General features: G+C 66.0%; 30 protein-coding genes. 29 read left to right on the top strand and 1 reads right to left on the bottom strand.

Features of this window, described 5'->3' with window-relative positions; all coding sequences use genetic code 11:
- The first annotated feature begins 155 nt into the window (after nt 1-155).
- From NX02_RS21085 to NX02_RS21015, 15 genes are all read left to right on the top strand, one after another.
- Complete coding sequence (locus NX02_RS21085) at nt 156-464, top strand: hypothetical protein (protein WP_245648661.1); 309 nt, start codon at nt 156-158, stop codon at nt 462-464.
- Nucleotides 409-2,241, top strand: coding sequence for a terminase large subunit (locus tag NX02_RS21080; RefSeq protein ID WP_025294165.1), 1,833 nt, complete (start codon nt 409-411; stop codon nt 2,239-2,241). The genes NX02_RS21085 and NX02_RS21080 overlap by 56 nt, the downstream gene beginning before the upstream one ends.
- 11 nt (nt 2,242-2,252) lie before the next feature.
- Nucleotides 2,253-2,891, top strand: a complete 639-nt coding sequence (locus tag NX02_RS33350; protein ID WP_211258239.1) for an HK97 family phage prohead protease — start codon at nt 2,253-2,255, stop codon at nt 2,889-2,891.
- 48 nt (nt 2,892-2,939) lie between these two features.
- A complete protein-coding gene (locus tag NX02_RS21070; protein WP_025294163.1) occupies nt 2,940-4,331 on the top strand; it encodes a phage major capsid protein in 1,392 nt (463 codons plus the stop codon).
- Between the two features lie 59 nt (nt 4,332-4,390).
- Nucleotides 4,391-4,654 carry a hypothetical protein gene (locus tag NX02_RS21065; protein ID WP_025294162.1) on the top strand — a complete coding sequence of 88 codons (264 nt, stop codon included), beginning with the start codon at nt 4,391-4,393 and terminating at the stop codon, nt 4,652-4,654.
- Nucleotides 4,654-6,024, top strand: a complete 1,371-nt coding sequence (locus NX02_RS21060) for a phage portal protein (protein ID WP_025294161.1) — start codon at nt 4,654-4,656, stop codon at nt 6,022-6,024. The genes NX02_RS21065 and NX02_RS21060 overlap by 1 nt, the downstream gene beginning before the upstream one ends.
- Entirely contained in the window at nt 6,017-7,033 is a 1,017-nt protein-coding gene (locus NX02_RS21055) for a hypothetical protein (protein WP_025294160.1), read from the top strand. The genes NX02_RS21060 and NX02_RS21055 overlap by 8 nt, the downstream gene beginning before the upstream one ends.
- The gene (locus NX02_RS21050; protein ID WP_025294159.1) at nt 7,033-7,314 is read left to right on the top strand and encodes a head-tail connector protein; all 282 of its coding nucleotides are present in this window, start codon (nt 7,033-7,035) and stop codon (nt 7,312-7,314) included. Before NX02_RS21055 ends, NX02_RS21050 begins: the two co-directional genes overlap by 1 nt.
- On the top strand, nt 7,311-7,640 hold the full coding sequence (locus NX02_RS21045) for a phage head completion protein (protein ID WP_025294158.1): 330 nt from the start codon (nt 7,311-7,313) through the stop codon (nt 7,638-7,640). Before NX02_RS21050 ends, NX02_RS21045 begins: the two co-directional genes overlap by 4 nt.
- On the top strand, nt 7,640-7,819 hold the full coding sequence (locus NX02_RS21040) for a hypothetical protein (RefSeq protein ID WP_039996743.1): 180 nt from the start codon (nt 7,640-7,642) through the stop codon (nt 7,817-7,819). The genes NX02_RS21045 and NX02_RS21040 overlap by 1 nt, the downstream gene beginning before the upstream one ends.
- On the top strand, nt 7,816-8,250 hold the full coding sequence (locus NX02_RS21035) for an HK97-gp10 family putative phage morphogenesis protein (RefSeq protein ID WP_025294157.1): 435 nt from the start codon (nt 7,816-7,818) through the stop codon (nt 8,248-8,250). The genes NX02_RS21040 and NX02_RS21035 overlap by 4 nt, the downstream gene beginning before the upstream one ends.
- 3 nt (nt 8,251-8,253) lie before the next feature.
- Nucleotides 8,254-8,652 carry a tail completion protein gp17 gene (gene gp17, locus NX02_RS30935; protein WP_025294156.1) on the top strand — a complete coding sequence of 133 codons (399 nt, stop codon included), beginning with the start codon at nt 8,254-8,256 and terminating at the stop codon, nt 8,650-8,652.
- A 13-nt stretch (nt 8,653-8,665) separates the two neighbouring features.
- Nucleotides 8,666-9,106, top strand: a complete 441-nt coding sequence (locus NX02_RS21025) for a phage tail tube protein (protein WP_158014120.1) — start codon at nt 8,666-8,668, stop codon at nt 9,104-9,106.
- Between the two features lie 2 nt (nt 9,107-9,108).
- Entirely contained in the window at nt 9,109-9,468 is a 360-nt protein-coding gene (locus tag NX02_RS21020; protein ID WP_025294074.1) for a hypothetical protein, read from the top strand.
- A 71-nt stretch (nt 9,469-9,539) separates the two neighbouring features.
- Nucleotides 9,540-9,779 carry a hypothetical protein gene (locus NX02_RS21015; protein ID WP_162232713.1) on the top strand — a complete coding sequence of 80 codons (240 nt, stop codon included), beginning with the start codon at nt 9,540-9,542 and terminating at the stop codon, nt 9,777-9,779.
- Here NX02_RS21015 and NX02_RS32700 read toward each other — a convergent pair.
- Nucleotides 9,763-10,278 (bottom strand): hypothetical protein, encoded by a 516-nt coding sequence (locus NX02_RS32700; protein WP_158014130.1) that lies wholly within the window; start codon nt 10,276-10,278, stop codon nt 9,763-9,765. The two genes, NX02_RS21015 and NX02_RS32700, sit on opposite strands and share 17 nt — an antisense overlap.
- On the opposite strand from NX02_RS32700, the gene NX02_RS21010 reads away from it, so the two are divergent.
- From NX02_RS21010 to NX02_RS20945, 14 genes are read left to right on the top strand one after another with little or no spacing between them, the layout of a single operon-like run.
- On the top strand, nt 10,247-13,390 hold the full coding sequence (locus tag NX02_RS21010) for a phage tail tape measure protein (RefSeq protein ID WP_158014129.1): 3,144 nt from the start codon (nt 10,247-10,249) through the stop codon (nt 13,388-13,390). The two genes, NX02_RS32700 and NX02_RS21010, sit on opposite strands and share 32 nt — an antisense overlap.
- Nucleotides 13,390-14,037 carry a hypothetical protein gene (locus NX02_RS21005; RefSeq protein ID WP_025294077.1) on the top strand — a complete coding sequence of 216 codons (648 nt, stop codon included), beginning with the start codon at nt 13,390-13,392 and terminating at the stop codon, nt 14,035-14,037. Before NX02_RS21010 ends, NX02_RS21005 begins: the two co-directional genes overlap by 1 nt.
- Nucleotides 14,034-14,618 carry a hypothetical protein gene (locus tag NX02_RS21000; RefSeq protein ID WP_025294078.1) on the top strand — a complete coding sequence of 195 codons (585 nt, stop codon included), beginning with the start codon at nt 14,034-14,036 and terminating at the stop codon, nt 14,616-14,618. Before NX02_RS21005 ends, NX02_RS21000 begins: the two co-directional genes overlap by 4 nt.
- A gap of 10 nt (nt 14,619-14,628) precedes the next feature.
- Complete coding sequence (locus NX02_RS20995) at nt 14,629-15,018, top strand: DUF6950 family protein (RefSeq protein WP_025290944.1); 390 nt, start codon at nt 14,629-14,631, stop codon at nt 15,016-15,018.
- Nucleotides 15,018-17,171, top strand: a complete 2,154-nt coding sequence (locus NX02_RS20990) for a phage tail protein (RefSeq protein ID WP_025294154.1) — start codon at nt 15,018-15,020, stop codon at nt 17,169-17,171. The genes NX02_RS20995 and NX02_RS20990 overlap by 1 nt, the downstream gene beginning before the upstream one ends.
- A gap of 44 nt (nt 17,172-17,215) precedes the next feature.
- The gene (locus NX02_RS20985) at nt 17,216-17,611 is read left to right on the top strand and encodes a hypothetical protein (RefSeq protein ID WP_025294153.1); all 396 of its coding nucleotides are present in this window, start codon (nt 17,216-17,218) and stop codon (nt 17,609-17,611) included.
- A complete protein-coding gene (locus tag NX02_RS20980; RefSeq protein WP_025294152.1) occupies nt 17,611-20,568 on the top strand; it encodes a hypothetical protein in 2,958 nt (985 codons plus the stop codon). Before NX02_RS20985 ends, NX02_RS20980 begins: the two co-directional genes overlap by 1 nt.
- Nucleotides 20,568-21,299: a hypothetical protein gene (locus NX02_RS33695; RefSeq protein ID WP_245648660.1), complete on the top strand. Its 732-nt coding sequence runs from the start codon at nt 20,568-20,570 to the stop codon at nt 21,297-21,299. Before NX02_RS20980 ends, NX02_RS33695 begins: the two co-directional genes overlap by 1 nt.
- A complete protein-coding gene (locus NX02_RS32695; protein WP_158014128.1) occupies nt 21,296-21,433 on the top strand; it encodes a hypothetical protein in 138 nt (45 codons plus the stop codon). The genes NX02_RS33695 and NX02_RS32695 overlap by 4 nt, the downstream gene beginning before the upstream one ends.
- Nucleotides 21,433-22,194, top strand: a complete 762-nt coding sequence (locus NX02_RS20965; protein ID WP_053000778.1) for a peptidoglycan recognition protein family protein — start codon at nt 21,433-21,435, stop codon at nt 22,192-22,194. The genes NX02_RS32695 and NX02_RS20965 overlap by 1 nt, the downstream gene beginning before the upstream one ends.
- On the top strand, nt 22,191-22,496 hold the full coding sequence (locus tag NX02_RS20960) for a hypothetical protein (protein ID WP_039996732.1): 306 nt from the start codon (nt 22,191-22,193) through the stop codon (nt 22,494-22,496). Before NX02_RS20965 ends, NX02_RS20960 begins: the two co-directional genes overlap by 4 nt.
- Entirely contained in the window at nt 22,493-22,747 is a 255-nt protein-coding gene (locus NX02_RS20955) for a hypothetical protein (protein ID WP_025294149.1), read from the top strand. Before NX02_RS20960 ends, NX02_RS20955 begins: the two co-directional genes overlap by 4 nt.
- A gap of 16 nt (nt 22,748-22,763) precedes the next feature.
- On the top strand, nt 22,764-22,991 hold the full coding sequence (locus NX02_RS20950; RefSeq protein WP_025294148.1) for an Acb2/Tad1 domain-containing protein: 228 nt from the start codon (nt 22,764-22,766) through the stop codon (nt 22,989-22,991).
- Entirely contained in the window at nt 22,988-23,419 is a 432-nt protein-coding gene (locus NX02_RS20945; protein WP_025294147.1) for a hypothetical protein, read from the top strand. The genes NX02_RS20950 and NX02_RS20945 overlap by 4 nt, the downstream gene beginning before the upstream one ends.
- Nucleotides 23,420-23,473 lie beyond the last annotated feature (54 nt).

The following is a 23,473-nucleotide window of genomic DNA, read 5'->3' as shown; positions in this document are numbered from 1 at the left end:
AGTAAAACCGCGATGTACTTGGCGAATAATTGCGAGGTACTATGAAGCGTGGGCCAAAGCCTGAAACGCCTTCGGCAAAATTCGAACGCGGAACGATCAAACCCTATCGGGATGGGGTTAAGACCGAGGTCATAGTGCCCGGCGATCCCCCCATAATGCCGGACTATCTGACGCCCGAGGCGATCGAGGTTTGGCATGAGGTGCTTGGCCGCGTGATGGCGGCGGGGGTGACCGAAGTCGATAGCGCGCTGCTCGCGCGCTACTGCTCGCTCGAGGCGCTCGTGCGCAAGGCGTTTGCCGCCGGCGGAGAACCGCCGCCAGCCGCGTACCTGACCGTGCTCCGTCAGCATGAGGAGCTTCTAAGAATCGCCGGGCCGAAGAGCCGAGTAGGTAGCGGAGGCGCCGCGGATGCCAGCAAGCCGGGCAACCCGTTCGCCCGCAACGGACACCGGGCACGCGCGTGATTATGCCGCCATCGCGCTCGCCTATGCGAAGCGCGCCGCGGCCGACAAGCAGCAGGTATCCCATTGCAAATGGGTGCGGCTGGCGGCGCAGCGGCATCTCGACGACCTGAAGCGGTCCCGGTCGAAGGACTGGCCGTATCGATTCGACCCGTGGCACGCGAACGACGTCTGCGATTTCGCCGAGAAGCTGCCGCACATCGAGGGAAACTGGTGCCGCTGCCCGCGCGCGGACGCGGGCGTCCACCTCGATCGCTGCGGACTGATCGACCTCGAGCCGGCGCAGATCTTCATCCTCGCCGTGGTGTTCGGCTGGCGGCGCAAGGCAAACGGTCTGCGCCGCTTCACGGTGGTCTACGAGGAGGTGGCGCGCAAGAACGCCAAGTCGACCAAGACGGCGGCGGTCTCTCTCTATTGTCTCGCCTGCGAGAATGAGGTGGGGCCGCAGGTGCTGACCGCGGCGACGACGTTCGACCAGGCGAAGAAGGTTTTCCATCCGGCAAAGCGGATGGTGGAGAAGATGCCGGCGCTGCAGGAAGCGTTCGGCATCATCCCCTGGGCGAAGTCGATCACCTGCGCGGACAATGGCGGCTATATGCAGCCGCTGCACGCGAAGTCGAAAACGCAGGACGGCCACAACCCGCACCTGGTCACGATGGACGAGCTGCACGCGCACAGCGACCGCGGCCTCTATGACGTGATGCGGTCGGCCTTCGGCGCGCGCAAGCAGCCGCTTCTATGGCAGATCACGACCGCCGGCTCGAACGTGCACGGCGTCTGCTACGAGCAGCGGACGATGGCGACGAAGGTGCTGGAGCGGTCGGTGATCGCCGAGCACATCTTCGGCATCATCTTCACGCTGGATGGCCCCAAGGATTTCGAGCCCGAGCGCAAGGCGGGCGACGACCCCTACGACGAGCGCAACTGGGTCAAGGCGAACCCGCTGCTCGGCGCGGCGGTGCAGCTGGACGAGTTGCGGCAATACGCGATCGAGGCGCAGAACAGCCCCCTGGCGGAGGGGGAGTTCAAGACGAAGCGCCTCAACCTGTGGATCGGCGCCGCGACCGCTTGGCTCAACGTCAGCCAGTGGATAGCGTGTTCGGATCCGACGCTGCGCCTGTCCGACTTCCGCGGGCTGGAATGCTTCATCGGCACCGACCTTTCGGACAAGGACGACATCACCGCGGTGGTGCTGGCGGCGATCGACCATGACGGGCGGCTGCTGATCAAGACGTGGTTCTACCTGCCCGAGGCGGTGCTGAAACGCGACAGCCAGTCGGAGAAGGATCAGCAGGCGCTCTATCGCCAGTGGCACGCATGGCGGAAGCTTGTGCTGACCAAGGGCGACTTCATCGATCACCGCGTCATCCGCCGGCGCATCGCCCGGCTGAAGAAGGCGCTGAACGTCCGCAAAGCGGTGGGCGACAGCTTCGCCGGCTGGGAGACGATGGCGGCCGGGCTCAACGACGATTTCGACGACGGCACCGGATTCGCCGTCATGCTCGCCAAGAACGCCAACAATTGCTCCGACCCGGCCAAGGATCTCGAGGCGCGGGTGAAGGCGGGGCCGGGCCAGCTGCGGCACGACGGCAACCCGGTGATGACGTGGATGGCCGGCAATGTCGTCGTCACGCGCGCGGTCAACGGCACGATCCTGCCGAAGAAGGAAAAGCCGATGAGCCCGAACAAGATCGACGGCATCGATGCGGCGGTCAACGCGATGGCGCCGATGCAGCGCGAGCAACCGCGTCCGCCCGAGTTTCAGATGATGGTTTTCTGAGGAGCATGGCCGTGACCAATCGGGCCTATTCGATCCTGTCGGTGAAGGCGCTCGACGACGCTCAGCGCGTCATCACCGGCATCGCCACGACCCCCACGGTGGACCGCGTGGGCGACATCATCGACCCGATGGGGGCCAGCTTCGCGGCGACGATCCCCTTCCTGTGGCAGCACGTGCACGACGCGCCGGTGGGTGAGACCAAGTTCGGAAAGCCGACGGCGAACGGCATCCCCTTCGAGACGAAATTCGTTCATCCCGACTCGGTCGAGAGCGCGACCCTGAAGGATCGGCTGCAACTGGCGTGGGACTCGGTGAAGACCGGGCTGGTGCGCGCCGTGTCGATCGGTTTCCGCCCGATCAAATACGCCTTCATGGATGGCGGCGGCATCGAGTTTCAGGAGATCGAGATCTTCGAGCTTTCCGGCGTCACCATTCCCGCGAACGCCGAGGCCGTGATCACCGCCATCAAGAGCATGGACACCGCCGCCCGCAAGGCCGCCGGCGTGCCCGAGCCCGAGATCCCCGCCAACCCCGACGACAAAGCCGCGCCTGGCAAGAAGGTCGTCGTGGTGAAGCTGGTGGACCCCGCCCGCGATCGGGCGCCGCCTGTCGTCATCAAATCGATCAAACCGGTGCGAGCGACGCAGTAACCGAAGCAGACGGCCGCGCGCAGCGCCGCCCGATCAAGGAAAACGACAATGGATATCGCCGCTCAGATTGCGGCCTTTGAGGCGAAGCGTGCTTCGCACCAGGCGCGCATGACGGAAATCATGAAGAAGGCCGCGGGCGAGGGCACCACCCTCGATGAGGCCGAGCAGCAGGAATATGATGGGCTCGATGGCGAGATCCTTGCGATCGACGCGCACATCAAGCGCCTCAAGACGCTGCAGAAGACGCTGGCAACCACGGCGACGCCGGTCGCCGGCGGCAGCACCGAAGAGGGTGCCGCGTCGCGCGGCGGCCAGCGCATCGAGGTCCGTGGGGTCAACCTGCCGAAGGGCACGGCCTTCACCCGCTATGCGATGGCGCTGGCGCGATCGAAGGGCAACCTGATGGTCGCCGCGGAGATCGCCAAGAGCTGGAAGGACAGCACGCCCGAGGTCGAAACCGTGCTGAAGGCGGCTGTCGCCGCCGGCACCACGACCGATGCCACCTGGGCTAAGCCGCTGGTCGAATATACGAACATGACCAGCGAGTTCGCCGAGCTGCTCCGCCCCGCCACCATCATCGGCCGCATCCCGGGCCTGCGCATGGTGCCGTTCGAGATCAAGATCCCGCGGCAGACCGGCGGTTCGACCGTCGGCTGGGTCGGCGAGGGCAAGCCCAAGCCGGTCAGCGCGCTGGCGTTCGACCAGATCAGCCTCGGTCGCGCCAAGACGGCGGGCATCGTGGTGATCACCGACGAGCTGGCGCGCGCGTCCAGCCCCTCGGCGGAACAGGTCGTGCGTGACGACCTGATCGCGCAGACCGCGCAGTTCCTCGACACCGAGTTCGTCGATCCTGACAATGCGGCGGTGACCGGCGTTTCGCCGGCGTCGATCACCAATGGCGTGACGCCGGTGGTCGCTTCCGGAACGGACGCCGACGCGGTGCGGGCCGATGCCAAGCAGCTGATGGCGAACTTCCTTGCCGCGAACCTTTCGCTGGCGGGCGCCGTCTGGATCATGACGGAGACCCAGGCGCTCGGCCTGGCGCTCATGATGAACCCGCTTGGCCAGCGTGAGTTTCCGGACATCAGCATCTCCGGGGCGAGCGGCGGCACGTGGCTTGGCCTGCCGGTGATCCTGTCGGAGAACATCCCCGCGCAGGTCGCCGTTACCGGCCCGCCGGCGATCCCGGCCGGTTCGCGCATCATCCTTGCCAAGGCGAGCGAGATCCTTCTCGCGGACGATGGCGAGACGATGCTCGACGTCAGCCGCGAGGCCTCGCTGCAGATGGACAGCGCGCCGACCGATCCGCCGGCCGCTGCCACGGTGTTCGTGTCGCTGTGGCAGATGAACCTCGTCGGCATCCGTGCCGAGCGGTACATCAACTGGGGCAAGCGCCGTCCGGGCGCCGTCCAGTACATCACCGGCGCCGCCTACCAGTAAGCGCGGCAATCGAGGGGCTCGGCTGCCGGTGCGGCCGGGCCCTTTCGCGGGAGATCGACATGAAGCACCAATCCTATGTCACCCGGGCGCTCAAGGCGCGGGACCCGCGCTATGCGCGTGTTCTCGGCAAGCTCGGCTATGATACCACCGCCATGGCCGCCGAGGCTGTCGATGGCGCCGAAGCCGGCGATTCCGGTGACGGCAAGCCCGATCTCGACGCGCTGCGCGACACCTACAAGCAGGTGATCGGCAAGCAGCCCTTCCATGGCTGGGATGCGGAGACGCTGGCGAAGAAGATCGAAGAGCACCGCGCGGCCAAGTGATGCGCATCCTCGGCTTCACCATCACGCGCGAGAAGGCGGCGCCAGGTCAGCTGGCGAACGTCGACAGCCGCAATGGGTGGTGGCCGATCGTTCGTGAGGCCTTCACCGGTGCTTGGCAGCGCAACATCGAGGTGAAGGTCGACACCGTCCTCTCGCACCATGCGGTTTTCGCCTGTCAGACGCTGATCGCCAGCGACATTGCCAAGCTGCGCATCAAGTTGGTGGCGAAGGACAATAACGGCATCTGGAGCGAGGTGACCAACCCCGCATATTCGCCGGTGCTGCGCAAGCCGAACGGCTTCCAGAATCGCATCCAGTTCTTCGAGAACTGGGTGCTGAGCAAGTTGCAGGCCGGCAACACCTATGTGCTCAAGCAGCGCGACGCGCGCGGTGTCGTCATCAAGCTGCACGTTCTGGACCCCGGGCGGGCCCGGCCGATGGTCGCCAACAATGGCGATGTCTATTACGAGCTGAAGACCGACCACCTCGTCGGCCTCGAGGGTGAGCTGGTCGTACCGGCCAGCGAGATCATCCACGACCGGTTCAATTGTTTCTTCCATCCGCTGGTCGGCCTGTCGCCGATCTACGCGAACGGCCTGGCTGCGACGCAGGGGATCTCGATCCAGAACGCGAGCGCGCGGCTGTTCCAGAACGGTGCGCGGCCGGGGGGTGTGCTCACGGCACCCGGAGCTATCGCGGACGAAACTGCGGATCGGCTGAAGGCCTATTGGGACGCGAACTTCACCGGCGAGAATGCCGGCAAGGTTGCCGTGTTGGGCGACGGGCTCAAGTTCGAGGCGATGTCGGTCAAGGCGACCGACGCGCAGCTGATCGAGCAGCTGAAGTGGTCGGCCGAGGTCGTTTGTTCGACCTATCACGTGCCGCCGTACAAGATCGGCGTCGGCACCATGCCGAGCTACAACAACGTGCAGGCGCTCAACACCGAATATTATTCTCAGTGTCTTCAGTCGCACATCGAGGCGATCGAGCTGTGTCTGGATGAGGGGCTGGCGACGGGCGACCGGCTGGGCACCGAGTTCGACATCGACAACCTGCTGCGCATGGACAGCGTGACGCAGATGCAGGTGCTGAAGGAATCGGCCGGCATCCTGACGATCGACGAGCAGCGCGCGAAGCTGGACAAGAAGCCGACCGAGGGCGGTGCTGCCGTCTATCTGCAGCAGCAGAACTACAGCCTCGCCGCGCTGGCGCGCCGTGACGCGCGCGAAGATCCGTTCGCGACCGCGCCGGCGGCGAACGCGCCGGCAGAGCGCGACGATGGGCCGGAGGCGCAGGCCGCCAACGATAATGCGCGGCGCGCGGCGATCGCGCTGTTCGAGAAAGACCTGCGGGAGGCGCTGCATGCTTGATACCAAGGCGCTTGCCGATGCGACCGCGGCGATCGTCCGCGAGTTCCTCGCGAAGGAAGTCGCGCCGCTCATCGAGACCATCAAGCGCCTCGAGGCGGAGCTGCAGCGGCGCGCAGCGGCCCCGGGCGCCGACGAGATCGGCAGCCTGGTCGACGCTGCCGTCGTCCGCGAGATCGAACGTCGCGGGCTGATCGCGGTCGATGTCGACCAGCTGCGTGAGGGCATCCCCACCGCCGACCAGATCGTATCCCGCGTGCTCGCCGCGCTTCCGGCGCCGGCCTCACCGGTGCAGCCCGATATGGAGGCGATCCGCGCGGCGATCGACGAGCAGGTGCGCACGGCGGTCTCTGCCATCCCGGCGCCGCAGGACGGCGCCAGCGTGACGGTGGATGATGTTCGCCCGCTGATCGACGAGCAGGTGCGCGCGGCGGTGGCGGCGATCCCGGCGCCGCAGGACGGCACCAGTGTGACGGTGGACGACGTCCGGCCGCTGCTCGATGAGCAGGTGCGCGCGGCCGTTGCGGCGATCCCGACACCGAAGGACGGCATCGGCCTGGCCGCGATGTTCGTTAACCGGGCCGGCGAGTGCGTCGCCACCATGACCGACGGCACGATCCACACGCTCGGGCAGGTGGTGGGGCGCGATGCGGACATGGCCGCGCTCGAGCAGCAGCTGCGCGAGATGGTCGCCGCGATTCCCGTGCCGAAGGACGGGCGCGACGCGATGTCGCTGGACGACTTCACCGCCGAGGTCATGGAGGATGGCCGCACCATCCGCTTCGCGATGAAGGCCGGCGATACCGAGCGCACCTATCAGTTGTCGTTCCCGGTCGTGATCGACCGCGGCGTGTGGCAGGCGGAGCGCGCCTATGAGGCCGGCGACGGCGTGACGTGGGCGGGCAGTTACTGGATCGCGCAGCGCGGTACAGACGCCAAGCCCGACACCGCGGACAGCGGCTTCCGGCTGGCCGTGAAGCGCGGCCGTGACGGTAAGGACAAGGTGGCCTGATGGTCGCGCTGGTCACGCTCGCCGAGGCGAAGGCGCATCTGCGGATCCTCAGCAACGATGAGGACGCCGATATCGATCTCAAGCGCGAGGGCGCGTCCGACATTATCGTCGATTACATCAAGCGCCCTGAGCACGGTTGGACCGCGGAAACCGCGCCGGCGCTCGTGAAATCGGCTGTGCTGCTGATGCTCGGCGCCCTGTTCGCCGACCGCGAGACGGCAGAAATTCCGTCGGGCGTGAAGGCCATCCTGTGGCGCTATCGCGATCCGGCGCTCGCATGAAGGCGGGCAAGCGCGACCGGAAGATCGTCTTCGAACGGGCGACGGTCACCAAGAACGCGTTCAATGAGGACGTCGAGACCTGGGCGGCGAGTGGCGGTGAGTTTGCCCACGTGATCTTCGCCAAAGGCTCAGAGAGGCGTGACGCCGCGCAGGAAAGCGCAAGCGCCGCCGCGACATTCATCGTTCCGGCCAACACGCAGACCAATGGCGTGACAGTCCGAGACCGGATCATGTTCGATGGAAGTGCATGGGACATCGTCTCAAACATCCCCAGCCGCGAGCGAAACGCGGAACGTGAGATCGAAGCCGTGAGGATCGCCCAGTGATGAGCCAGATTAAAGTCAATCCAGCAGACGCGATGCGCGGATTGACGCTGACGACCAAGCTGACCGGCATGAAGAGGCTGGCGGTTCGCATCTGGATCGGCACCCGCATCCTCATGCTCGCCGCGATGGTGTTCGGGTGCCGTGTCGAGGTCGATATCGTGGATCGACGCGACACGTGAAGCGCCTGACGGCGGAGGTCGAGGGCCTCGACAGCCTGATGAGGAAGCTTGATCAGCTTCCCGAGGCGATCGGCGAGAAAATCCAGTGGCAGATCCTCATGGAAGCCGGCGAGATCATCGCAGATCTGGCGCGCGATCTCGTCCCCGTCGATACTGGCGACCTGCGCGACAGCATCACGGTCAGCGACACGATTGCCGGTTATGATGGGCAGGGCCTTACCCTGGGGCTTGGCGGCGCCGTCACCGTTTACATCGGCCCGCAGCGCAACAGCAAACCGGACGGCTGGTACGGTCACCTGGTGGAGTACGGGACCGTCAAGACGGCTGCGCAGCCGTTCATGCGCCCGGCCTTCGATTCGACCAAGGGGCAGGTGCAATCGCGCATCCGCAACGATCTCGCTGCGGCCATCGCCAGGGCGGCGAAGGGGTGATCGATGGAAGAGGCGCTGATCGCGCGGCTGCTGGCGTTCGCCGGCATCGCTAACATTGTCGGCGAGCGCGTGTGGCCGCTGGTGCGGCCGGAGGGCACGCCGCTGCCGGCGCTGACGCTGCAGGTCATCTCGCCGAACCGGACATACACGCAGGACGGTCCGTCGGGCTTCTACGGGCCCCGGGTCCAGTTCGACAGTTGGGGAGCCAGCTACGAGGACGCGAAGCTGGTCTCGCGGCAGGTGACGGCTGCGGTGGAGCTTCCCGCGATCGTGGGTGGCATCCGGTTCGATGCCGGGTTCCTCGATTCTGAACGGGACATGCCGATCACCGACATTCCCGGCGGGGGCAAGGCCTACCGCGTCAGCCAGGATTTTTTCGTGTGGTGGAAACCTCAAAGCTGAGAGGACGTGAATTATGACTGGTGTTCTGGGGTTGGGTACCGCGCTGTACCTGACCAATGGGGCCGGCGTGCTGACCAAGGTCAACGGCCTGCTCAACGTCAACCGCCCGAACCTGACCGTGGAGACGGTGGATACCACGACGCATGACAGCGCCGATGGCATCCGCGAGTTCATCGCCGCGCTCGCCGACCCCGGCGAACTTTCGGCGACGATCCATTACGAGCCGGGCTCCGCGACCGACGACCTGCTGCTCGAGCATCTCGTCTCGCGCGAGAAGCGGGCGTTCAACATCGTGACGAAGGGCCCCGCCGGCGCGCTCGAGGATAACGAGGGTATGGTGATCCTAACATCCTATGAGCCCGACGACGCACCGATCGACGGCGTTCGCCAGGCGACAATCACCGGCAAGGTGAGCGGCGCCGTTGAACAGGCGGCGCAGCCCGAGGAGCCCTGATCATGGCGAACAAGATGCGCGGTGAGGCGACGATCAAGGTTGAAGACCGGGAGCTCACCCTCCGGCTCGACTTCAACACGTTCTGCGATATCGAGACCAGCACCGGCCTGGGCATCCAGCAGCTTGGGCCGGCGCTGTCGAAGAACCCCTCCGCGACCCTCCTCCGCGCGCTCGTCTGCGCGTGCCTGCAGCACCATCATCCCGGCACGACCGAGCGGCAGGCTGGCGAGTTGCTGTCGGTCGTCGATCAGGATGAGATCGGGGAGGTGCTCGGCAAGCTGTTCGAAGCAGCGATGCCCGCGCCGGACCCTCAGAACGGCGCGCCGCGGGCGGAGACGCGGCGTGGAGCTGGGAAGCGCTGATCGCGGAATGGTCGGCGGAGGGTTTCGCGCCCGATGCCTTCTGGACGCAGACGCCGCGATCCTTCTCCGCGGTGATGAAGGGGCGCCGCTCGGCGAACGAGCGCCTCTATGAGATCGCGGGCTGGATCGTCTGGCATGCGGGCCTGCTCACCGGCATCGGGACCAACGCCCCGAACAAATATCCGAAGCTCGAACGCCTGATGGGGCTGAAACCCAAGCCGGTCGCGAAACCGCAGAGCGAGGTCGAGTTGAATGCCAACCTGCGCGCATGGGGGGCGCTGTTGAAGCGGGCGGCTAAAACTTCGTCTTGAAGTCGGGAAAGCCGGTGAAGGGGGCTGGGGTGCAGGTGCCCTCGTACTTCATACCCACAGCACTTCGGCCGTAGCCACTACGCACCAAGCCGAAGTGCGCTCCTGTCTCCCTATTGATGAAGTTCGAAACCGAAGCGTCGAAGCGCCCCTCACCTTTCTTCTCGGTCAGGGTAATCTGTGCGGGTTGAACGGCCGCGATAGTGTGAATGGCCTTACAATCGGTCTCGCACCACCGATTCATATTCAGATCGACCCGATATTCGCTCCGATAGGGAGCGGATTTTGTTTCCGCGAATGATGTTGTCGTCACAGTGCCGGCGCAGACCAAATTGAACGTCATCACCGCCGCCGTCGCTGCACCACCCAACATCCGCCACCTCCCTGCCTGAGCCAATGCGGTTCTACGCCCCGCGATCGGCTTGTTCAACGCGTGGCCCTGTACCATCCAGATCGAAGGAACCGAGCCGGTGGCAACAACCGAGATCGGCGGGCTGCGCATCAGCCTCAGCCTCGACAGCTCCAGTTTCCTCGGCGGCCTCGTACAGGCGCAGCGTTCGCTTGCGGCGTTCGCCGGCCGTGTCGAAGCGCAGTTCGCCCGGCTGAACGATTCCATCAACCGGATCAGCGCCCGGATGACGGTGGCGATAACGCTGCCGGCGGCCCTTTCGGCCCGGATGGCGGTCAACGCGGCGTCCAGCGTCGCGGAGATGCAGAGTGCGTTCGAATATACCTTCGGCAAGATGGCGGACGACGTCGAAGCCTGGGCGGAGCGCACGGGCGATGCGATCGGCCGATCGACCTACGAACTGCAGCAGGGCGCGCTAGCCTTCCAGCAGATGTTCCGCGTGGCGGCGCCGACGGGAGAGGCAGCGGCGGGCCTGTCGAAGCAGTTCGCGCTGCTGACGCAGGATCTGTCTAGCTTCTACAACGTCACCGGTGACGTGGCGCTGATGAAGCTGCGCTCCGCGCTGCAGGGCGAGAGCGAGCCGATCCGCGATTTCGGCGTGTTCCTGACCGAAGCGGCCGTCGCGCAGGAAGCGGTCAGCATGGGCGCGGCGAAGACGACGAAGGATGTCTCCGAACAGGCGAAGATCCTTGCGCGCGCGAACATCATCCTGCGGGAGACCGTCACCGCGCAGGGCGACGCGACCCGCACCGCCGGCAGCTATGAGAACCAGGTGCGCGCGCTGCGCTCGCAATTCGAGGAGTTGTCGGTCAAGATCGGCAAGATCCTGCTGCCCTTCGCCGAGAAGCTGGTGACGCTGCTCACCCGACTGGTGACATGGTTTTCGAACCTGTCGGAGACGACGCACCGCGTGATCGCCGCCGTCGTCGCGTTTGCCGCGGCGCTGGGCCCGCTGCTGGTGGTGATCAAGGGGCTGGTGGTGTTCTTCACCGCACGGTGGATCATGTCGACGTTCGGCGTGTTCGGCTCGATCCTGTCGTATCTGATCGCGCCGCTGCAGACGCTCGCCACCACGCTCGGCATCGTCGCTGTCCGTCTTGTCTCTATCCAGGGGCTGGTAAGCATCGCCTCGGTTGTGCTTAAGCGGCTGGCCGGACCGGTCGCCGTCGTCGTATCGACCTTCCTTCTGTTCCGCGACTACATCATACCCGTTCTCGATCAGCTGTGGCAGGCGATGCAGGCAACGCTGGGTCCGCGGCTGCATCAGATCTTCGCAGCGCTGGCGGAGTTGTTCGGGAAGCTGGCGAACGGCCCCGTCGGCACCGCGATCACGTGGCTGATCGGCGCGATCGAGGTGCTGTTCGACGTCGTCAGCACGGTCATGGCGCTGTTCGTCAGCGAGACCGGTCAGCAGCTCGTCAAGGCGTTCGAGCTGGTGCTGATCACCATCCGTTATGTGGTGGAGGCGATCAGCGGCCTTGTCGACGTCGTCACCGGCCTGCTGACCGGTGATTGGGCGAAGGCGTGGACTGCGGCCGGCGCCGTCGTCGATGCCGTCGCTGGCGGCTGGATCGATTCGCTCGGCGTGTTCTCGAAGGAGGCGGAGGCGTCGCTGCGTTCAGTCTATGGCAGCGCGAAAAAGTGGCTGGTGGACGAGTTCGGCAAGCTGGCCAGCGGGTTTTCGGCGATCGTCGATGCCATCGTCTCCGCCTTCAACAACCAGTTCCCCGAGATCGCGAGCACCGCGCAATGGGTATATGGCGAGGTCGAGAAGTGGCTCGTGAAGGCGTTCGGGCCGCTGGTCGAGTTCGCCAAGTGGGCGGCGAAGGAAATCGGCGACGCCTATGTCGCGCTGAAGAAGCGGATGGGGCTGGGCGGCGATGGCGGCACCGGCCAGTCCGGTGACGCGGCCGGCGCAGCGGCAGGTTCTGCGATCGGCGGGTTCCTGGCCGCGAATGCCAAGCCGCGCCCGGCCATCGGTGACGACAAGAAAAAGAAGAAAGGGCGGAGCGGACCTACCGATGAGGACCGCCGCCGCAACTATGACGACGAGTTGAGCCGCATCGAGGATCGGATCCTCGATATGCAGCAGGAGTTGGCGACCAACCTCGAAGACCGCCTGCTCATCGCGCAGAAGCGCGCCGTCAACGATCTGGAGGCCTATGACGCGGAGATCGACGAGAAGGTCAAGCGCAAGGAACTGACGCCGAAGGCCGGCGAGGAACTGAAGCTGCGCAATGCGATGCTCCGGGAGTTGCAGGCGCAGCTGCACGCGCGCGAATGGGATCGCGAGCTCGACGAACAGGCGCTGCGCATCAAACGGGCGATGGTAGATGCGGAGACGGACCTGCTGCGGTCGCGGCTCGATCTGGCGCGCACCGCGGCTGAGCGTCGCGAAATCGAGATGCGCATGCTGGAGGCGCAGCAGAAGAATGAGCGCGACGAACTCATTAAGATCCGCAACTCGACGAGCGCCGACGATTGGGAAAAAGAGATCGCGCAGACGCGCATCGATCAACTCGACGAGATCCAGCGCAACCAGCGCGAGCGCACGAGGCGGGACACGGCCGGCCCGCTGGAAAGCTATCTCGACAACATCCCGAGCACGATCGGGGAGATCAACGAGCAGCTCGAGGAAATGGCGGTCAACCGGCTGAAGGCGATCGAGGACAGCTTTGCCGGCATCGCGCAGAAGGTGCTCGGCGTGAACGGCGCGCTGGGCGAGACGCTCGGCATGCTTCTGCGGATCGTAGCGCAGCAGGCCATCCTCGCCGCATCGAACGGCAGCGGGGTCGGCGGCTTCCTGAGCGGCGTCGGCAGTGCTCTTGGCGCCGCGTTCGGCGGCGGCGCATCGCCCAGTCCTACCGCTATCGCGCAGTCAAGCGCGGCAACCGCAGGCAATTGGTCTCTTTCGGGCTGGGCGAGCGGCGGTGGCGGCTTGATCAAGGGGTTGTCGGGTCTCGACCGGAATACGCTGTCGATGAATGGTATTCCGCTGGCGCGGGTGAGCCGCGGCGAGATGTTGAGCGTGACCCCGACGAATGACATGGGCCGGCGGCCATCCGTCATGATCAATGCCGACTTCCGCGGCGCCAGCCCCGAGGCGGTGACCGCGATGAGCGCCCGGCTCGACCAGTTCGAGCAGAACCTGCCGGGCATGGTGATCCAGGTCGCCAGCAAGGGCAAGGAAAGGCGCTTCTGGTAATGGCGATCACCTATCCCCGGCCGATGCCCGAGCTTACCGGGATGGCCGGTCGCCTGACGCTGGAACGGGTGGACTATCTCTCGCCCGAGCGCACCGGCGTCATCGGCGGGGTGACGGCGGGCTGGCCGCTGTGGATGATGCGGCTGTCGTTCAACAACATGGCGTTCCGCGACGACGACGAACTGACCGCCTGGCTGGACAGCCTGCGCGGATCGCAGAAGCGGTTCTTCGGCTATGACCAGACGCGGCCCGAGCCGCGCTTCCATGCGGACGGGCGCCCCTACACGAAAACGACGACGACATGGTCGGAGTCGATCGACAGCGGGGGCACCTGCAACCTGACGCTCGGCGGGCTGCTGAGGGGGCAGGTGTTCTCGCCACGGGACTATGTCGGCTTCGAGTGGGGCGACAATCGCCGCGCGCTGGTGCGAAGCATGGAGCCTGGTGTGGTCAACGCCGGCGGGACGGTGACGATCGCTGTGGAGCCTGCGGTGCATGCGGTCGTGCCGCCCACCGCGACGGTGCAGCTCTATCGGCCATCGTGCCTGATGCGGATCCTGACCGACGACACCGAACTGATGGATCAGGGGTTGGCCTTCGTCGGCGCCGGCAGCCGCATCGCGGCCGTGCAGGACATCATCGCATGAAGACGATCGGCGTTTCGGCCGTCGCGGCGATGGCGCGCGGCGAGGCGATCGTCACCGCGGCGGTGTCGTTCTTCAGCGTCGAGCCGATCCATGTGTTCGGCGGCTATGGCGTGTTCGAGATGGGCGGCGACGCCTTCCATGGTCTCGGCGACCGCGCGCTCGCCGAGGTGACGGGCGGCGCGATCGGCGGTTCGGAACAGAATGTCACGCTGACGCTCTCCGGCGTCGATCCGGAAGCGGCCGCGCTGATGGACGCCGAAGAGGTCATGGGCGTGGGCGTCGTGATCTACCGCATGATCTTCGACGGATCGGGCCGCAACCTGCTCGATGTCCGGCCCTACAAGCGTGGCCGCGTCGACGAGATCGTCGCGGAAGAGACGATCGGCGGCACGTCGACCATCACCGTGCAGGTGGAGAGCGCGGCGCGCGGGCTCGGCCGGAACAATGGCCGGATGCGCAGCGATGCGGATCAGCGGCTGATCGACCCGAACGACGGGTTCTTCAAGCACACCGCCTATGCGGGCGAGAAGCAAATCTACTTCGGAGGCAAAATCAGTTCCGCCGTCAGATCGTCTTTCTAAGGGGGCAGGAATGCGCGACCTGGTGGCACTTCGCCATTATCTGGCAGAACGTGAGGCGATGCCCTTCGATTGGGGGCGCCGGCGGAACGACTGCGGAAGCTTCGTGCTGCTCGGCATTGAGGCGCAGACTGGTCGCGACGTGCTGCCGGGCATCAGCTGGGCGACGGCACGCGGGGCGCTGCGTGTGATCCGCAGCCATGGCGGTCTCGACGGGGTCGTCAACAGCGTGCTGACGCCAGTCGCCTCCGCGCGCGCTTTGCGCGGTGACGTGGCGGCAATCCGTGTCGATGGCGAGATCAGCCTGGTGCTGGTGGAGGGCGAGACGCTTGCAGGCCCGGGCGAGAGTGGCATCGTCCGCCTGCCGAGATCGGCGATGGTTCTCGCCTGGAGCATTTGCTGATGGGAAAGGTGGTTCGCGCCATCGCCGGCGCTGCGATCGCCGGCATCGGCGTTATCATTGGCAACCCGCAACTTGCGCTTGCGGGTGGCAACCTGTTCTGGACCAGCGTAGCGGCGATTGCTTTGTCGCCGGGCCAAAAGGCGCCACGCGCACAACCTACCACGGCACAAATTGGTGAGGTTGCGAGATCAGGGATTTTCGGCAAGGCCGCCGTAGCGGGATCGCTGGTCGACGCTTACAATCATGGCGGAAAGTACGGCACTGACTGGACGGTGCTCATTATCGCGCTTGCTGACCATCGGTGCGAGGCGCTCGAGGGATTTTACGTCAACGATCAGTATGTCGCCTTCGCCGGCGATGGTATGGTCGCTGGCTATAAGGAGCAACTGCAGGTCTTTTGGCGACCGGGCACATGGGACCAGGCGGTTCCTTCCTACGTGCTGACGACCGCGCCGGTATTCCCGGCCGGGCACGCGCTGGCGGGACAGCCGACATGGACCGCGAACGACCGCGGGCGCGGCGTTTCCTATGTCGTGGTCGGCTACAAGGCCGACAAGTCCGACGCCAAGGATCCGGTGTGGACGTCGGGCCGCCCGCAGTTCCTGTGGGTGGTGAAGGGCCTGCAGGTCTATTCGGCGCGCGACGATTCGACGGTGGCGGGCGGCAGCGGCGCGCACCGCTGGGATGATCCGGAGACGCGGGAATGGTCCGACAACCTGATCGACTGTCGCTACACCTGGGCCCGCGGCATCTATGCCGGCGACCGGGTGGACGAACCCGACATGCTGCTGCTCGGCCGCGGGCTCACGGCGGTGGAGGCGCCGCCCGAGCATGTCGCCTTCTATGCGAACATCTGCGATGAGCCTGTCGCCCTGAAAGCTGGCGGAACCGAGCCGCGCTATCGTGCCAACGGCCAGTGGTCCGCGGATCAGGAGTTCGTCGACGTCGAGCTGATGTTCGCGTCGGCGTGCGGCGGTGTGCTGATCGAGCGCGAGGGCAGCGTGGAGGTTGAGCCCGGCCACGCCAAGTCGCCGGTATGGTCGATCACCGATGACGATCTCGTCGTCGGCACGCAGGTGACGCGGCGCGACGTGCCGACCCGCACGGACAATGACTGGGTCAACACCGTGGCGGCCCGCTACATCGAGCCTTCGCAGAAATACAAGCTGCACGGGGCGCCGGTGCGCCGCTCCACCGCTGACGTGATCGCCGACAAGGGCCCGCGCGAGGTGACGCCCGCGCTGGATCTGGTGACGTCGGGCACGCAGGCGCAGCGGGTCGCCGAGATGGCGCGCCGTCTGGGCAGGTTGTGGAAGCGCCGTTCGATCGTGCTGCCGCCGCGCTTCGCGGGCGTAGAACATGGCGACTGGCTGCTGTGGAACTCCGCCCGCTACGGCGGCACCATGCTGATGCGGGTGGAGAGCGATCAGCTCGGCCGCGAATGGAGGAACACCCTGTCGCTCCGGCAGGTCTCCGCGGACTTCGCGGACTGGAACGCTGCGCTCGACGAGCTGGACGACAAGAGCGTGGCCGTGAATCCCGATGTGCCGGGCGGCATCGGGGCGCCCGGCGCCGGTGCCTGGTCAGTCGCGCTCGTTGGCAACACCCTGGTGATCACCGGCGCCGCCGATGACGACTATGCCTCATCGATCACATTCGAATTTGCCAGCGGATCGGCGCCGGACCCCGATGTCGATGACGACTGGACGCTGATTTCCACGGGCGGGCAGACCGCGACGCGCGCGGAGCTGGCCGGCGTGGCGGTCGATACCGACTATTATGCCGCGGTCTCCTATGTGGTTGACGGCGAGCGCGGTGACCGGCTCGTGCTGGGGCCGGTGAGCTATGCCTCGGAGGATGTGCCGCCGGGCCCGGTGACCTTCCTGAGCGCCACGCCCGGCGTCGGCGAGGCGGACATCGCGTGGCGCAACCCGACCACCAGCAATTTCGACTATGTGGTCGTCTACTCCGCCACGACGACCGATTTCGAGGACGCCGTCGCCGTCTCGGGCGAACTTCGCGGCGGGCTTGGTGCCGATGGGGCGTTCAACCATGTCGTGGCGGCGGGTGTGCGCTCATGGTGGGTGCAGCCCTTCTCCGATGACGATGTGCCGGGCGCCATTGCCGGGCCCGTGACGGCCACCGTCACCTGACATCCTCCGCGCCGCCGGGCGCGGCGCTTCTGAACGGAGATTCTATGACCGAACGCGTCGATCTGGCGGCGTCGAGGAACGTCGACCCGTGGGGTGACACCATCGATTTCATCTACAGCGGCGCGCCGCTGCCGCCGATCACCTCGATCGACATGGAGGTGCGCCTCTATCCTGGCGCGCCCGGCGACGCGCTGCTGACGCCGACGGTGACCTTCGAGGATCTGGCCGACCCTACCGAGGAAGATCCGCTGCAACGCATCCTGCGCGTCATGCCATCGGCGCCGCAATCCGCGCTGGAGGGCATGCCAGCTGGGCTCAACCAGCCAGATCCGGGCGATGCAGATCTGTTCTCGTACGACATCATCATCACTTACACCGACACGGTCGAAGAGAAGATCGGCTTCGGTGATTTCCTTCTGCAGCCGGGGGTTACCGTATAATGGCCGACATTCGCAAAGTGCAGGTGCGCGGGCTTCGCGGTCCGGGGCTACTGCCCGGCGATCTCGATCTCATCGACGAAAAAGTAGAAGAGGCAGGTGGCAGCGCTGACCTCGCCCGCTCTTACGCTGTGAGCGACACCGACGACCCGATTCCCGGAGCAGATGAGCCGACCGACCGGGGTGCGCGCTTCGAGGCAAACCGCGCTGGGGAGGCGGCCGACAAGGCGGAAGAATGGGCGGAAAGCGAAGGCGCTGAGCCTGGCGGTACTGGGACGAAATCGGCGAAGGAGTGGGCAAGTCTTTCTGCTGCCGACCGCGCAGCGATTGAGGTTCTCGGCTCTCAGCTTAACGGCCCGCTGCTGACCTCGCGCGTCGATGCGTTGCTGGGAACTGCGGACTCTTACACCGTTCTTTCCGGACAGCCCTCCGCGACGACGCTCGCGATCAGTGCCAACCGGGCATATGTGGCCGCTGCGATAGATGTCGGTGCCGACATCGCGGCCGGGCTGGTGATCGACGCTTGGTTCGCCGACATGATCGTCGATGCGACAGCGACGCTCATCAAGGCCTATGTCTATGTGGCCAACACGGCCCATGCGAGCATCAACACGGCGCCGCCGCACGTCGCAGCAGCCGGATCTCCGGCTAGCGGTGGCGCGTGGACGGTGGTCGAGACGATCAGCATCACGCCGGCCGATGCGGGTCTCACTCCCGGCGCCTCGGCGCTGGCGACTGCGCGTTTCCCGACCAGCTTGGCGGCGCCGATGGTTACAGCCGCAGGCAAAACCTATGCCGTCGCGATCGATGTCTACGACGCCAGCAACGCGCGTTTGCGCTATGGCTATGGCTATGTCGACAAAACGGGCGACGGGCGTCAGCGCTTCTACGGCTGGTACCATCAGACCACCGGTACCGGCACATGGTCAAACCACCTTGCGACGCAGAAGATCGCGCTGCGCGCCGGCACCAAGGCGCTCACCGATGTGCTCGACCTGCAGGATTATATCGCGTCGATCGATGCCAAGTCCTTGAAGGCTGCGCAGATCGCTGAGGTGCAGGCCCTGATGGAGGTGCAGCGGCTCAACGATGCCGCGCTGGCGACGAGCCTTCAGGTTTACCCACTTGCTCAGACGCCATGGCCCGCCGCCACGCTGACCGCGCCAGGCGAAGCCTATGAGGTGGCGCTCGCCTACAATCCAGCGACGAGCTACTCACGCGGCGAGGTCGGCGTTGCTCTGGTCAACCAGTGCTGCACCGATCAGGGCTATGTGTGGCTTTATCGCGCGCCGACCAGCACGGCCGGCAATGCGCCGCCGACCTATCCGACGGTCGCCAATTACTATTGGGTCGCGGTCGGGCGCATCAATGTCACCGGCGACAGCACGACGGAAGAGACCCAGATCGGGCCTATTTCCGGCGGCCAGGGCGATGCTGATGGCATTTGGGATCGTACCTCTGACCTGATGATCACCTGGTTGAAAGCCGCCGTGAACAACAAGGGCAAGTCGGGCCAGACCGCGCAGGAGATCCGCGACCGCATCATCGCATGGTCGACGACGCAGAAGCAGGAATCGGCGATCGTCGGGCTCGATACGAACAACCTCAATCCGAGCAATCAGCCGAACGTCACCACGTCGGATCAGACGGCCGCGATCATGACCGTCAACCAGGAGGCGTTCGACGCGATCCCGCATTCGCGCAAGATGTTCTGGGGCGGTCAAACCGGGACCGTCGGTACGCGCAATTTCGGGACGATCAGCAAGCTGGCGCGACTGATGCGCACGGCATTCGGCGTCAATTTCTGGGACCATTACGCGGCGCTTCACCCGTATGTGTCGAACCGTAGCAAGGCCGACCTCGATAGCCTCGCCTTGGGCGGCATGCCGCTTTCGATCATGGCCGACGGCACCCACTACGACGACCCGATCGCGGAGCCGGGTGCCCGCGAGAAGGCGCGGCTGGTGCTGTGCATGGAACGTGGCCAGCCCTATGTGCAGCCTGAGCGGATCGTGTTTCCCATCCGATCCTCGGACGCCGTCGCGGCGACCATCGCTCCGGCGCGGATCGCAGGCACGCCGAAACATGTGGCGCTGTTCCGAGCGCCTTCCGATGACGTGGTGCGGCTGACGTCGACCGGCGAGTTGCAGCGCGGCGCCGGCGCGATCAATTTCGAGGTACGCGACTATTTCATCGAGGCCCGTCACCATTACGGCCATCATATCGGCCGGCGGACGCTGGTTCGCGGCATGGCCGGCACCAATCCGGCCAACGGCGGCGCGCGCTTCACCGGGGGGGGCATGCAGGCGCTCGGCACGCCGGGTTGGGATGGCGTGTCGAACGGCAAGAAGATCACGATCGTTGTCTGTGCCCGCTTCCTTCCTGCCGCATCCGGAGGCCTGCTCGGCCCCACCACCTGGCTGAACGTCCTCAATGGCAACGTCTTCCGCTGGATCGGCTACGACAGCGTAGCCTCAATTGGTTCTGTAACGCCGGCAGTTGCCGACTATCCCGATCGCTACAACATGTATTTCTTCACGATCGACACGACGACGGGCGTGCAGCGGATGCAGGCTGCGGCGAATAATAAGGCCGTGGCGACCACGACGCCCACTGCCGACGCGGATCTTGCGCTCAACAACATCCTCAGTCTGTTCAGCTCGACGGCACTGCCTCTGACCAACGTCGACATCAAGTCGCTGTGGATGGCTGCAGATAGCATCGATTTCTCGGTGCAAGCCAACCGCGATGCCTTTTGCGCGACCGGAACGACAGACACCCCCAAGGACCTGGGCGCCACAGGTGTGGTCGGCGGTATCACGCCGTTTTTCTATAACTTAGGCTATTGGGGTGACTGGGCCTCGGGCCGCAACCTCGGCTCGGGCGGTCAAGTCTATCTGTCGACGTGGATCGACAGCAGTCTGATTAGCATGTCGTCGCCGCCGGAGGTGGCGCTGTGATGCTAGATGAACTCGCGGGCGGTGCACGAGTGGCACATGATGCCTTCTTCGCGCCGATCGCCGCACCTGATGCAAAGGCCGTCGCGATCTCTCGCTCTTTCAAGCCGGACCTCGGCGATGCCGCCGCGCAATATGCGCAGCGGCGCGTGGAAAACGGCAGAGAAAAGGGGGAACCGAGCTTGCATAGTCTCAACAGAATACGGCGCTGTGATCACCACCGCAATGGCGGACGCATGAGCGCCGCCGTTCACACCACCACCCACAAAGAACAGGGGGTCGCAATGGCTTGGGTCGAAGCGGCCTTCGCAAAATATGGATGGATTCTGATCGGGCTGTCGTTCGGCTTCCTCGCCAAATACGCGCTGCTGCTCAAGCGCGGGGAGGTCATCAAGCCCTCGCTGGTGCTCGCGGACGTGCTGCTGTGGCCGATGGTCGCGCTGATCGCCTACCACATCGCCAACCAGTTCGGCGCGAGCGGGGAGGCGGCGGCGCTGCTGGCGGCATTCTCCGCGGTCGGCGCCGATCGACTGGTCAAGCTGCTGACCGAGCACTTCTTCCGCCAAGTCGAGAACGACGTCGTGGCCGTGTCGGAACGCGTGCGGGGCGCTGTACGGCAGGAAGTGCAGACCGAGCTCAGCGGGCAGGCCATCATCGATGACACGCTGAGCGGCCGGGCGCCGACCGAATATGCCGCGCTCCGCCCGCGGCCAGATCTCGACGACCTGACATGACCCCCGATCCCGAGCCCGTCGAGCGGCCGGCCGATGCCGACGCCGCCGACGAGCCGCGCCCGGCGCAGACCGATCGCGAGCGGATCCTGTGCGGCCTCGCGCCGCTGATGCCCCCTGATGAATGGAGCGTGTGATGCCCAATGCGACATGGCTTGCCGACGTGCTGCGCGGCGCCGGCCTGAAGGTGGAAGAGCGGCCCGCCTGGAAGACCCGCGGCACGGGCGAGCTCGGCACCGTGCGCGGGGTGCTGTGCCACCACACCGCCGGCGGGCTCAAGGGCAATGCGCCCAGCCTTTCGCTGGTCGAGAATGGCCGGCCCGATCTGCGTGGTCCGCTCTCTCAGTTGGTGCTCGGCCGCGACGGCACCTTCTATGTCGTGGCGGCGGGCCGCGCGAACCATGCGGGCGCCGGCGCCTGGCAGGGTGTGACCGCCGGCAACTCGAGCCTGATCGGCATCGAGGCGGAGAATCGCGGCGACGGATCGGAGCCGTGGCCCGAGATCCAGCTGGACGCCTATGCCCGCGGCTGCGCAGCCATCCTCAAGCACATCGGTGCGCCGGTGACGATGTGCGCCGGCCACAAGGAATATGCGACGCCGCGCGGGCGCAAGATCGATCCGTCGTTCGACATGCAGGCTTTCCGCTCGCGGGTGTCCGCGGCGATGGCCGGCACGACGCCGCCGGCCGCGCCCGTGGCGACGGTTGATCCGGTGCTGGCGATGCTGAAGCGCGGCGACCGCGGCGATGATGTGCGCAAGCTGCAGGATGAGCTCGGCATCAGCGCCGATGGCGTGTTCGGCCCGGCGACCGAGGCGGCGGTGATCGCCTTCCAGAAAGCGAACGGGCTGGGTGCCGATGGCATCGTCGGCCCGAAGACGTGGAAGGCGCTTCTGTGAAGGGCGCCCGCAACCCCGACGGCACCTATGACGGCCGCAAGGTTCTCAGCGAGCTGTCGGGCGGCCGGATATCGCCAGGCGAAGTCCAATCGATCTTCGACCAGGTGAAGGCGAACGGCGAGGCGTGGCGCAACTGCCCGGCGCCACACCACGTCGTCGATCGTATCGAGGGCAAGCTGCCGACCAAGTTCCGCTGCCGGCACTGCGGCGCGACCAAGGGCACCGAGATCATCTTCTATATCGAGGGCTTCGTGGCGGCCGGCGGCGATGGCAAGGCGGTGTGGCCGGAGTGGGATCGTTGACCGGCCCCGGCTGGCCCGACGCGCGCGGCTGGATCGGCATCGGCCAATATGGCCTGACGCTGATCATCGTGATCGCGATCATCTGCCAACCGGCGCTGCTGCGCGTCGACGCCTTCCTGATCCTCGCCACCGCGATCGTCATCACCGGATGGACGGGCAGCGTGCTGGCGTGGGCCTATGCGGCGACCAAGGGCGGTGGCGAGCTGGCCGATCGCAACGCAACCATCGTCGAAAAGCAGGTGAAGCCATGATCGAAGGAGAAGGCAAATGACGCACGTATCGAGCGAAGGTGACGACCGCACTGCCAACAACGCCGTGCGCCACCAGTATCGCGTGCTGAGCGAGCGCGAGAAGGCGCAGATGGTCGCGATCAAGGATGCCGGCGCCGCGCTGCTGGCCCTCATCGAACAGACCGGCAGCAGTCGCGAACTGTCGATCGCCCGCACGAAGACGGAGGAAGCCGTCATGTGGGCCGTGAAGCATGTGACGGCATGATCCCCGGGACCATCCTCGCCGGCGCAGGCAGCTTCGCCATGCGCCACTGGAAGGCCTTCGCCGCCGGCGCCGTCGTGCTGGCGCTGGTCGGCGCGCTGTGGCTCGCGCGACGCGACGCGGCGGCGTGGGAGGAGAAGGCCGGCAAGCGGCAGGAAGAGCTCGCCGGCGAGCGGGCGGCGCACGCGGTGACGCTCGCGTCCGTCCATACGCTGCAGATCTCGATCGAGCGACAGAACGCCGACGCCAAGGCGCGGGCGGCGGCGCTGGAACAGGCGAAGGCGCAGGCGGCGGCCGATGTCGCCGCGGCGGATGAGCGGTGGCAGTCGACGGCCGACCAGGTCGAACGGCTGAAGGCGCTCGCGCGGCAGCCGGCGCGGCCGGGGTGCGAGGCGTCGAAGGCGCTGCTCAAGGAACTGGAGGGGCTGTGATGCGCACTGTTATCAGAATGGCCGCTTTCGCTGCCGCCTTTGTTGTCACGTTCC

It is taken from the genome of Sphingomonas sanxanigenens DSM 19645 = NX02 (genome assembly GCF_000512205.2).
In the GTDB taxonomy this organism is placed as follows: Bacteria; Pseudomonadota; Alphaproteobacteria; order Sphingomonadales; family Sphingomonadaceae; genus Sphingomonas_D; species Sphingomonas_D sanxanigenens.
This window is presented reverse-complemented; position numbering and strand designations above follow the sequence as displayed.